The following is a 10,695-nucleotide window of genomic DNA, read 5'->3' as shown; positions in this document are numbered from 1 at the left end:
GCATCTGCAAAACCTTAACAAACGCCTCTTCCGTCGTCATCTTCATCTGAGTGCTCTCCAACCAAGAGTGAGTGAAACCGGGCACTGTGCCCGGCGTTTGATATGGTTTTGGCGCAAGGGTGCGACCGGCGTTAGGGCCAAAACGAAAGCCGGATTAGGTCCAGATGAGGCTCACACGGCCCGAATTGCGTCGGCGATCAGTTTCACGCCGGGCGCGATGCGGTCTGTTGGAATTGAGGAATAGCCCAAGCGATAGAAATTTTGTGGCCTGTCCGGCCCCGAGAAGAACGGTGCGCCGGGCTCGATGTGAACACTCTGGTTTTGCAGCCTTAATGCCAGTTGAGTTGTGTCGATGTGCTCAGGGGCTGACATCCACATTGAAGAGCCGCCAATCACACCCCGTCCAGCCACGGTCAGCCCACTTTCTGCGATGGCTTCGTCCATCGCGTCGCGCCGTTCTTGCAAGGCCTTCGACATACGCCGAATTTGCGCGTCGTAATGGCCCAACGACAGGAAATACGCCGCCGTGCGCTGAATGTGGCCTGGCGGGTGGCGCAGAACCAACGAGCGCAGCGCGCGCGCCTCGCGGATAAATGGCTCTGAGCCGACCATGTATCCAAGTCGCAATCCTGGAAACAGCGACTTGGAAAAACTGCCGACATAAATCACGCGCCCATCCCGATCCATGGATTTCAGCGCCGGCGAAGGGGCGCCTCGGAAGGCCATTTCAAACTCATAGTCATCCTCGACAACCATCGCATCCAGATCGCGTGCTCGGTCCAGCAACTGGTTGCGACGGTCGATCGGCATCGTTGCGGTTGTCGGGCTTTGATGGCTGGGGGTGGTAAAGATGACGTCCGCTTCGTCGGGAATCGCCTCTGGAGGCAAACCGTCCCTGTCCACACTCAAGGGTGTTACCGCACAATCCCAATGGTTCAGAAGACTTCGCAGTGCATAGTAACATGGGTCTTCTATGACGGCCGTGCGATTGTGCGTCAGCAAGATGCGCGATGCCAGCCAGAGCGCGTTCTGCGCGCCCAGAGTGATCAAAATCTCTTCGGGGCGGGCCGCGATGCCACGTCGAGGTAGAGTGTGACGGGCAATAAATTCGATCAACAACGGATCATCTTGATCCACGTAGTCTCCGGTCAGCGAATCGAAATCCTTGTGTCCCAACGCGCGGACGGCGCATAACCTCCAGTTGGCGTGGTCAAACAAGGTTCGGTCAGCCTGCCCGTAGATGAACGGATAACGGTACTCTCGCCAGTCGCTGGGTTTTGGCAGAACGTCACTATCCAGAAAGCGGCGCGCCAGCGCCTTGTCCCAGTCAACGGATTCGGTGCCGCGCTGGACAGGCGAATACTTGGGCGGGACGGGTGCGTTTTGCGAAACGTAATACCCGGACCGCCCCTTTGCCGTCAGATAGTCATTGGCCAAAAGTTCGGTGTAGGCCAACGTCACCGTTATTCGGCTGACACCCAGATGCGCGGCCAGTTTGCGTGACGAAGGGAGTTTTTCTCCGACGTGAAAGCGACCGGACAAGATGCCTTCGGCAATCATCTGCTGGATCTGGGCCTGCAATGTGCCCTGACCATTGAGCTCAAGAAAGAATGTATCGACCGAAATCCCCATGCCTGCTTATAGGGTGGACTTAAGGCCGGGGCAATCTGGACTTACATCGCAGTCACGAAATTTTGTCGGCGGGGTTGACCGGAGAGTTCCTTCGGACTAAATAACCAGAAAGCTAGTTTAATGGAGATAGTGGATGTGGGAAGCTGCTGCTGCCGGATTTTCTGCCATGGGCTCTGAAGCTCGGCTGAAAGTCCTCAAGACGCTGGTCCGGGCTGGCAAAGCCGGATTGACCGTTGGCGAGATACAGGACCGGACAGGGATTGCCCCGTCGACCCTGGCCCATCACCTGCGGTTTCTTGCGGCCGGTGGTGTGGTCGAACAGGAAAAGGTCGGTCGAACCACGATCAACCGCGCCAATTACGACGAATTGAGAAATCTGGCGCAATTCATTCTCAGCGAGTGCTGTGCTGACGAAGTTGGAAAGGCTGCGAACGATGGCTGAATTGACACAGAACCCGCGCATGACTGCCAAAGTGGCGCTGGACCTGATCAAGACACCCTGGACGCTGATCGTCGTCATTCTGGCGGCGGTGGCAATCCTGGATCCCGGAAACTTGCCCGAGGTGGTGACATTTGCAGCCAAGGCTCTGGCGCATACAGGGCAGTATATTCTGTTTGCAGTGCTTCTGCTGTCTTACCTCAAGGCGACCGGCGCAGAGGTGATGGTGGCGCGTGCCTTTGAGGGGCGCGAAACCCGGATGATCTTTCTGGCTGCCTTGTTCGGTGGTCTTGCACCGTTCTGTTCTTGCGAGGTTATCCCCTTTATTGCGGGTCTTCTGGCCCTTGGTGCGCCGTTGTCCGCAGTCATGGCGTTCTGGCTCAGCTCACCCTTGATCGATCCGCCTACGCTTTTGATTACCGCCGGTGCGCTGGGATGGCCCTTTGCCATCGGCAAGGCTGTTGCGGCTGTTGCGCTTGGCCTGTTCGGTGGGTTCGCGGTTCGGTTGCTGATGCGCAACGGCGCGTTTGCCCAGCCCTTGCGCGAATACAAGCCCGCCGGGTGCTGCGGATGTGGTCCGAAAACGGATGACAAACCGGTCTGGAAATTCTGGCAGGAGCCCGAGCGTCGCGCCCGGTTCCGTTCGGAATTCGTGCACAACGGTCTGTTCCTGTTGAAATGGCTTGCGCTGGCTTATGTGCTGGAGGCGCTTTTGGTAAACTATGTCCCCGCCGACCTGATCGCAGGCTTGGTTGGCGGAGAAGGCGTGCTGCCGATCGTCGTTGCTGCGCTGGTGGGTATGCCGGCATACCTGAACTCCTACGTGGCGCCGCCTTTGCTGGCAGGGTTGATGGAGCAAGGTATGACAGCGGGTGCGGCCATGTCGTTCATGGTTGCCGGTGCCGTCAGTTCCATCCCGGCGATGGCTGCGGTCTGGTCATTGGTCAAACCACGTGTCTTTGCAACCTATCTGACCCTGGGGGTCGGTGGCGCAATCGTGGCTGGTATCATCTTTCAATTGGTTTGAACGCAAAAGCCGCCCGGTGTCACATCGGGCGGCTTTTATCCGTTCGGTTCCGTCGATCAACTACCGTCGCACAGACGTGGCAGTTTGAACCGGTATCGGGCTTCTCCGCTTTCGACGTAAACGCGTTTTTCAATACAGGCCGTCGTGCCCACTGTCTGCGAAATCTGCGCATCTGTGGACGTAATCGATGTGGCGGACCCATCAGGCAAGCGGACCGACGCCACGACGCCGTTCTTCAGATCTCCGTTCACCGGAGTTGCAGACAGAACCGGGACGATCAGAAACGCCTCATGCTCGTGTTCGCCTTCATCCCCCAGCAGAAACAATGTCGTGACGATGGCAATCATGACAACGCCGCCGGCCAGACCAAGCCCCCACGTTTTCAGAAAGGCATAAATCGTGACGGCGCGGTGCGGGCCAAATACCGCAGATAGAACGTTCAGCATGGCAAGTCCGTGAAAAAAGCCCCAGCCGTCATGGCCGAGGCTGTTTGCGCGTTACGGACGAAGATCGTCTTCGTCTTCGTCATCCGCCCCACCCTTGGGCAGGTTGAAAAAGCTGTCTGCGTCGATGATCGGCTCGTCTTCTTTCTCTTCCGACGGCTCGTCGGACAGCGAGAAGGTTTCCAGACCTTCAATTGCGGTCGGGATTTTCGGCGCTGCGTCCATTTCCAGCGACTGCTCGGTCGACACCAGCTTGCGACGTTCGTCATCGCTCATCACGCCGCCTTCAGCCGCTTTCTTGGCCGCCGCTTTCTGCACGGCGGTGTCCAGTTCGGACTGTTTGCACAGACCCAGAGCAACAGGATCAATCGGCTGCATGTTGGCGATGTTCCAGTGCGTGCGTTCGCGGATCGACTGGATGGTGGGCTTGGTGGTGCCCACCAGCTTGGCAATCTGGCCGTCGCTGAGTTCCGGGTGGAACTTGACCAGCCACAGGATCGAGTTCGGACGGTCCTGGCGTTTCGAAAGCGGCGTGTAGCGCGGGCCACGGCGCTTTTCCTCGCCGGCGGCCGATGGGTTGAACTTTAGCTTCAGCTTGTGAAGCGGGTTGTTCTGTGCCGCGTCGATTTCTTCTTGGGTCAGCTGGTTGTTGGCGATCGGGTCAAAGCCCTTGACGCCGGCGGCGACGTCACCATCAGCGATACCCTGCACTTCCAACTCGTGCATTCCTACGAAATCCGCGATCTGCTTGAAGCTGATCGTGGTGTTGTCCACCAGCCATACGGCGGTTGCCTTGGCCATAAGCGGTTTTGCCATCAGCCCGTCTCCTATACATACATCTGTCCCGTCGCCGGAATTCGGCGGCCCCTTGGTTTTGGGGCAGGTTTCCGTTGTCGGGGAACTTGGCCCGTATATAGTCGCGCAAAGGCAAGAAGGGAAGAGGCGAATGCGCCAAGGGATTACGGGGCTGGTTTTGTGGGTCTTGAGCGCGGTCGCTGCGCTGGCCGAGGGCGAAAAGGCGGGCGAGTTCGATTACTACGTGCTGTCGCTCAGCTGGTCGCCCAACTGGTGCGCCCGCGAAGGTGACGCGCGCGGCTCGGATCAATGTGACGATCGGCATGATCACGGCTGGATACTGCACGGGTTATGGCCACAGTTCCATCAGGGCTGGCCGTCCTACTGCCGTACCCCCGAAAGCCCACCTTCGCGACGCATGACGCGGGAAATGAAGGATATTCAGGGCAGCTCCGGCCTTGCGTGGCATCAATGGAAGAAACACGGCACATGCTCGGGATTGTCGGCATCCGACTACTTTGCCTTGTCCCGGCGGGCTTATGAAGCGGTCAAGAGCCCTGAGGTGTTCCGCAAGCTGGATTCATCCGTCAAACTGCCGGCTTCGGTGGTCGAGGAGGCATTCCTGAAGGCCAACCCGGAGTTGGAGCGCGACATGATCACGATCACCTGCAAACAGGGCTATATCGAAGAAGTCCGCCTGTGCCTGTCCCGCGATCTTGATCCCGTACCCTGTGGCCGCGACGTGATCCGTGACTGCACCGCCAAGGACGCGCTGTTCGATCCGATTCGTTAGAGCTTTTTGTTCTGGCAGTCCCGCGCATAGTCCAGCGCCTTGGCGGTGCCTTTCAGATCGATGGCCATCACCACTTCACCTGCCGGATTGTAGACGGTCATCGTTTTGTTCTGAGCGATGGCGTTCACAAAGCTCCGGTCGGTGAAAAACACGGTTGCGCCCGGCACGTCGCGTTCGTTGAACCCGATGGCCGTCGCATCATAGCTTTTGCCGTCCAGATCAAAGCGGATCGGATAACTCTCACCCTGTTTAATGTCGCCCCATGCCTTGTTGTACACGGCGAAATACCCACGGTTGCCCAACGCATCATAGCCCAGCCGCACCACCGAGAGATCCTGATACACCGTCTGGATCAGGCACCCGTTGCCAAGCGCTGGGTCCATCATGATGTTCCAACCTTCGACAAAGCCCTTGTCCACAAGGTCCTGCGACAGGGCGGCGGTTGCAGCGAACGTGGCGAAGGCGAGGGCGAGAAGGCGGGCCATAACGTATTCCAATCAAAGGGATCAAGTCCGAGGCATTCTACTACGCGCGCACGGAAGGCAAAGCCCCTTTTGCTTTGTAGCGAGTATTTTATCTCCGGGTCATGACCCATGCAGCGGGGTGAACCCTGCTATGAAGGCATGGGAAGCAACTTGAAAACTAAACGCTGTCCAATAGTTTTACGTCTTAGCAGATTAAGGAGCCTTCTATGTCTCAGTTTCCAAGGACTTTTTCACATATCGGGTTGTCCGTTCCAAACGTGGACGAAGCCGTGAAGTTCTATTCCGAGGTCTTTGGTTTTTACGTCATCATGCCGCCCACGGACGTGGTCGAGGATGACTCGGATATTGGCGTTATGTGCACGGATGTTTTTGGCCCGGACTGGAGGAAACTGCGTATCGCGCATCTCGCGACAGCGGACAGGATTGGAATTGAACTCTTCGAGTTTGACGGGAATTACGCGCCTGAAAACAACATCGATTTCCGCAGAAATGGCACGTTTCACTTTTGCATTCAGGACCCTGACGTCGAAGGTCTGGTCGAAAAGATTGTGCAGGCTGGTGGAAAGCAGAGGATGCCGATACGGCACTACTATCCCGGAGAAAAGCCTTACCGAATGGTCTATGTTGAAGACCCCTTTGGTATCGTATTCGAAATCTACAGCCACTCGTATGAGCTGACCTACTCGTCTGGCGCATATACCTGAAGCCCGTGAGCCCGCGTTGATACGTGCTGGGGCGATGGCGCAGTTATCGCCCCGATCCTCCGAGGTTAGCTAGATTTCCTTCCGCGCCCGCAGCGCGGCCGTGATCGTCCCGTCGTCCAGATAATCCAGTTCTCCGCCAATCGGCACACCTTGCGCCAGTGAGGTCAGGCGCACCTGCCCCTCCAACTGATCGGCGATGTAATGGGCTGTGGTCTGGCCATCTACGGTGGCGTTCAGCGCCAGGATGACTTCGGAAATCCCTTCGGACACAATCCGGTCCTTGAGGCGGGGAATGCGCAACTCGTCGGGGCCGATCCCGTCCAGCGCCGACAGCGTGCCGCCCAGAACGTGATAGCGCCCTTTGAACACTCCGGCACGCTCCATCGCCCAGAGGTCGGCGACGTCTTCGACCACGCACAGCTCGCCGGTTGCGCGGGCCTCATCGTTGCAGATGTCACAGATATCGGTGGTGCCCACGTTGCCGCAATTCAGGCATTCGCGGGCGGTCACGGCGACTTGCTGCATGGCATCAGACAGGGGCGTCAGCAGCAGGGCGCGTTTGCGGATCAGGTGCAGCACAGCGCGGCGGGCCGAGCGCGGGCCCAGGCCCGGCAGTTTGGCCATCAGGTCGATTAGGTTGTCTATATCGCTATTGGAACTCAACCCGGGCTCTCCTGCAAACAGGCCGGGCAGGGGTGCCCGGCCAATGATCCGTCAGGAGTATGTATCAGAACGGAAGCTTGATGTCTGCTGGCAAGCCCATGCTTTCGGTCAGCTTGGCCATTTCTTCCTGTGAACGTTCAGCGGCTTTGGTCTGCGCATCCTTGATGGCGGCCAGGATCAGGTCTTCGACCACTTCCTTGTCATCGCCGTTGAAGATCGACGGGTCGATATCCAGACCTTTGAGTTCACCCTTGGCTGTCGCCGTTGCCTTGACCAGGCCTGCACCGGATTCGCCGACAACCATCATGTTGTTCAGCTCTTCCTGCATTTCGGTCATCTTGGTTTGCAGGTCCTGCGCGGATTTCATCATCTTGGCCATGTCGCCCAGACCGCCAAGCCCGCCGAGTCCTTTCAGCATAGTATTCTCCTGTGTCTCCGTTTGCGCTCTAGATACGGGCAGCAGCCACATGGCACAAGGGTTCTCCCGCCGGTCGGAGGCTCTATCGTTCCGGCCGGCATGTTGATCGGCGCAGGCGTCAGCAGGATCGTGCCGCCCGTCTGCGACGCCATATTCGCCTGCAGGTCCGACACGCGCGGATCGTCCTTGGCGCGCATATGGCCTGCTGCCGAGACTGATCACACAGGGCAAAGAAAATCTGGGCGTGGTTCGAATGGCTACGCGGCATCCGGATCAGAATTGTCACGGGCCGCCTTCCGTTCGCCGGTGTTGCAACGAACGATCTGAGACATGCGGGCGGATGTGTTCGATCGAAACCTCGATCTGTTTCGTTTGAAACAGGGGGTGACGGGCGGTGAGGTCAGTCTTCCTCGAACGGGTCCCACTCGTCTTCAACCTCGGGAAGCGCTTCGGTCTCGACCTTGGCGGCGCGTTGCTCCGGCGTTTCGATCCTGGTGATTTTCGCCTTTGGGAATTGCGCCAGTACCGCCTGCACCAACGGGTGTTTTTCGGCCTCGGATTTCAGAGCCAGCTCGGCCTCGTCCCGTATTTCTGCAATTGTGGGGGCTTCACCGTCCGAGACGATCGAGACAGCCCACCGATTTCCTGTCCAGCGTTGCAGGGCAGAGCCCAGTCGTGGCGCCAGATCGGCCGGTGCCTCGGCGGCAGGCGTGAATTCGATTCGTCCGGGTTGATAGGAGACGAGGCGCACGCCGTTTTCCACCTCGACCAGCAACTTCACGTCGCGATTGGTCCGGATCAGTTCCACCACGTGGTCGAAGGTTGGGTACCGGGCAAGAGCCGTCTGGGCATCCTGCGCCAGGGCTGCAACCGGTGCGCCACCGGCACCGCGAGGGGACGGCGCATAGGCAGGTGGATGGGCCGCGCCAGCCGGCGCCGGACCGGTGCCCGGTCGGGATATCGAAACGCCGCCATTGGGCCCGCCCGGCGGCGGTGGCGGGGCATCTTGCAACCGTTTGATCAGCTCTTCGGGGCTGGGCAAATCCGCCACATGGGTCAGGCGAATAACGGCCATTTCAGCGGCCATCATGGCGTTGGGGGCAGCCGAGACTTCCTCGAGCGCCTTCAGCAGCATTTGCCACATCCGGGTCAGAACCCGCATCGGCAGAGCCTCGGCCATCTGTTGGCCCCGGGTCCGTTCGTCCGGAGAAACCGTCGGGTCCTGGGCCGCGTCAGGTGTGATCTTTACGACGGACACCCAGTGCGTGATCTCGGCCAGATCGCGCAGCACCGCCAGCGGGTCCGCGCCTTCGGCGTATTGGCCGCTCAACTCGGTAAGTGCTCCGGCGGCATCACCGCGCAGGATCATATCCATAAGGTCCAGAACCCGGCCACGGTCTGCCAGTCCAAGCATTGCACGGACCTGATCGGCGGTCGTCTCGCCAGCCCCGTGCGAAATCGCCTGATCCAGCAACGAGGTCGCATCCCGGGCCGATCCTTCTGCTGCTCGGGTGATCAGCGCCAGCGCGTCTTCGGCGATCTGGGCGTTTTCCGCTTCGGCGATCTTGCGAAGCAGGCCAATCATGTCTTCGGGTTCGATCCGGCGCAGGTCGAAACGCTGACAGCGGGACAGCACGGTGGCAGGGACTTTGCGGATTTCAGTGGTTGCGAAGATGAACTTCACATGCGCGGGCGGTTCTTCCAACGTCTTGAGCAGCGCGTTGAACGCGCTGGTCGAGAGCATATGAACCTCGTCGATGATATAAATCTTGTAACGCGCGCTGGCGGCGCGATAGCGAACACTGTCAATGATCTCGCGGATGTCGTTGACGCCCGTACGGCTGGCGGCGTCCATCTCCATCACGTCGACATGGCGGCCTTCCATGATGGCGACACAATGTTCACACTGACCGCAGGGTTCGGTCGTGGGGCCACCGGTTCCGTCGGGTCCGATGCAGTTCATGCCCTTGGCGATGATCCTTGCGGTCGTGGTTTTGCCGGTGCCGCGAATGCCGGTCATGATGAAGGCCTGCGCGATCCGGTCGGCCGCGAACGCGTTTTTCAGGGTGCGCACCATGGCATCCTGACCCACCAGATCGGCAAAGGTTTCCGGGCGATATTTGCGGGCGAGAACCTGATAGGCGGGGCTGGAGCTGTCTGTCATGTCTTCTCGTTGGGATTCGGTGCTTGGGCACAGCGTAGTGGCCACCGTTGCCCGCGTCCACAGCGGGGCGCGATGATTTTTGATTTAGAAACGAGTCGCTTTCGCACTAAACTGCATCAGCGGATTTAATGGCTCATTTTGTAAAGAGTTCTTTGGGGAGGACAGGATTCATGTCGCAGTTGGTGATCTACGCCCTGCAAGTCGGTGGCGGAACGCTGGCGCTGACCTCAATGCCCGGACGCGGCGGAGATTACTCCAGCGATCTGGATATGATCGCAGCCTGGCAGCCGGGGCTTGTTGTTTCGATGACGACGGATGTCGAAATGCTTCAGGACGGGGCGCAGGAATTTGGCAGCGATGTTCAAAGCCGCGCCAGCCGATGGGTTCACCTGCCGATCGAAGATTTCGGAGCGCCGACAAAAGCGATTGATGACGCGTGGCCGTCCGTCAGCGCCGCGGCCCGGCACGCGCTGTCAGGCGGAGGTCGCGTATTGGTGCACTGCCGCGGGGGATGTGGCAGGTCAGGTATGGTTGTCCTTCGGCTTATGGTCGAATGCGGCGAACGCGCGGACACGGCGCTGCAACGATTGCGGGCGGTGCGCCCTTGCGCCGTCGAAACGGATGCGCAACTGGCCTGGGCCTCTCGGCGCGCCCAGGCACAGGTCAGTCTGGATTCAGATTGAAATCTGCACGGGCGCGCAAGCAGGTTTCCGAGGCCGGATCGTGGAAACTTCGATCATCGCGCAGGGTGGGGTTTTCACGACGCCGGATGGCATCGCACTGAACGTGTTTCCGAAGATCAGGTCGGCATAGCCGTTCAGCGGCTCAATTGCGGTTTCGGGCTGCGTCCCGCAAAAGACACGAATGCTGTCTGATCGCGCGCGGAAAATTGCATGACATCCGTCGGTGCAATGTGACAGCTCGCTGCTGCCCTCAATCTCGAAATCGTCACTTGTGGCCGAGGTCGCCTGGGCCATGGCTTCGGAAATCGAGCGCGCCAGCCGCGCCAAAGCGGGGCAGGTTTTGCCTGTCCGCTGACATACTGTTGCACTGAATTCATGTGTTTTTGTCTTCCAGATCATCCTGCGCCCTCCGCGCTTGGTGGACAGGATATTTGGGACAGGTGGGACAG

At 59.1% G+C, this 10,695-nt stretch carries 13 protein-coding genes; 5 read left to right on the top strand and 8 right to left on the bottom strand.

Features of this window, described 5'->3' with window-relative positions:
* Positions 1-171 precede the first annotated feature (171 nt).
* Entirely contained in the window at positions 172-1,632 is a 1,461-nt protein-coding gene (locus tag GS614_RS20865; protein WP_171119873.1) for a PLP-dependent aminotransferase family protein, read from the bottom strand.
* Between the two features lie 133 nt (positions 1,633-1,765).
* Here GS614_RS20865 and GS614_RS20860 point away from each other — a divergent pair, with 133 nt between their 5' ends.
* Positions 1,766-2,074 carry a helix-turn-helix transcriptional regulator gene (locus GS614_RS20860; RefSeq protein ID WP_171207031.1) on the top strand — a complete coding sequence of 103 codons (309 nt, stop codon included), beginning with the start codon at positions 1,766-1,768 and terminating at the stop codon, positions 2,072-2,074.
* On the top strand, positions 2,067-3,098 hold the full coding sequence (locus GS614_RS20855; protein WP_171642646.1) for a permease: 1,032 nt from the start codon (positions 2,067-2,069) through the stop codon (positions 3,096-3,098). The genes GS614_RS20860 and GS614_RS20855 overlap by 8 nt, the downstream gene beginning before the upstream one ends.
* A gap of 56 nt (positions 3,099-3,154) precedes the next feature.
* Here the strand turns inward: GS614_RS20855 and GS614_RS20850 are convergent, their stop codons facing one another.
* Together GS614_RS20850 and GS614_RS20845 are read right to left on the bottom strand one after the other, a co-directional pair.
* Positions 3,155-3,544, bottom strand: coding sequence for a hypothetical protein (locus GS614_RS20850; protein WP_152459212.1), 390 nt, complete (start codon positions 3,542-3,544; stop codon positions 3,155-3,157).
* Between the two features lie 51 nt (positions 3,545-3,595).
* On the bottom strand, positions 3,596-4,357 hold the full coding sequence (locus tag GS614_RS20845; RefSeq protein WP_152459211.1) for a DUF1013 domain-containing protein: 762 nt from the start codon (positions 4,355-4,357) through the stop codon (positions 3,596-3,598).
* 130 nt (positions 4,358-4,487) lie between these two features.
* Between GS614_RS20845 and GS614_RS20840 the strand changes: the two genes are divergently transcribed.
* The gene (locus tag GS614_RS20840) at positions 4,488-5,129 is read left to right on the top strand and encodes a ribonuclease T2 (protein ID WP_171727234.1); all 642 of its coding nucleotides are present in this window, start codon (positions 4,488-4,490) and stop codon (positions 5,127-5,129) included.
* On the opposite strand, the gene GS614_RS20835 is transcribed toward GS614_RS20840, so the two are convergent.
* A complete protein-coding gene (locus GS614_RS20835) occupies positions 5,126-5,614 on the bottom strand; it encodes a hypothetical protein (protein WP_171727233.1) in 489 nt (162 codons plus the stop codon). The two genes, GS614_RS20840 and GS614_RS20835, sit on opposite strands and share 4 nt — an antisense overlap.
* 206 nt (positions 5,615-5,820) lie before the next feature.
* Here GS614_RS20835 and GS614_RS20830 point away from each other — a divergent pair, with 206 nt between their 5' ends.
* Positions 5,821-6,318 carry a lactoylglutathione lyase family protein gene (locus GS614_RS20830; protein WP_171727232.1) on the top strand — a complete coding sequence of 166 codons (498 nt, stop codon included), beginning with the start codon at positions 5,821-5,823 and terminating at the stop codon, positions 6,316-6,318.
* 69 nt (positions 6,319-6,387) lie between these two features.
* On the opposite strand, the gene recR is transcribed toward GS614_RS20830, so the two are convergent.
* The 3 genes from recR to GS614_RS20815 form a co-directional block, all read right to left on the bottom strand.
* Complete coding sequence (recR, locus tag GS614_RS20825; RefSeq protein WP_171727231.1) at positions 6,388-6,981, bottom strand: recombination mediator RecR; 594 nt, start codon at positions 6,979-6,981, stop codon at positions 6,388-6,390.
* 64 nt (positions 6,982-7,045) lie between these two features.
* Positions 7,046-7,399 carry a YbaB/EbfC family nucleoid-associated protein gene (locus GS614_RS20820; RefSeq protein ID WP_170347293.1) on the bottom strand — a complete coding sequence of 118 codons (354 nt, stop codon included), beginning with the start codon at positions 7,397-7,399 and terminating at the stop codon, positions 7,046-7,048.
* Between the two features lie 400 nt (positions 7,400-7,799).
* Positions 7,800-9,563 (bottom strand): DNA polymerase III subunit gamma/tau, encoded by a 1,764-nt coding sequence (locus GS614_RS20815; RefSeq protein WP_171727230.1) that lies wholly within the window; start codon positions 9,561-9,563, stop codon positions 7,800-7,802.
* Between the two features lie 170 nt (positions 9,564-9,733).
* On the opposite strand from GS614_RS20815, the gene GS614_RS20810 reads away from it, so the two are divergent.
* Entirely contained in the window at positions 9,734-10,246 is a 513-nt protein-coding gene (locus GS614_RS20810) for a dual specificity protein phosphatase family protein (RefSeq protein WP_171727229.1), read from the top strand.
* On the opposite strand, the gene GS614_RS20805 is transcribed toward GS614_RS20810, so the two are convergent.
* The gene (locus GS614_RS20805; RefSeq protein WP_171207024.1) at positions 10,238-10,645 is read right to left on the bottom strand and encodes a hypothetical protein; all 408 of its coding nucleotides are present in this window, start codon (positions 10,643-10,645) and stop codon (positions 10,238-10,240) included. The two genes, GS614_RS20810 and GS614_RS20805, sit on opposite strands and share 9 nt — an antisense overlap.
* Between the last annotated feature and the right edge of the window lie 50 nt (positions 10,646-10,695).

This window comes from Ruegeria sp. HKCCD6604 (genome assembly GCF_013110635.1).
GTDB lineage: Bacteria > Pseudomonadota > Alphaproteobacteria > Rhodobacterales > Rhodobacteraceae > Ruegeria.
Note: the sequence above shows the minus strand (reverse complement) of the source record. Positions and strands in the feature narration are given on the sequence as shown.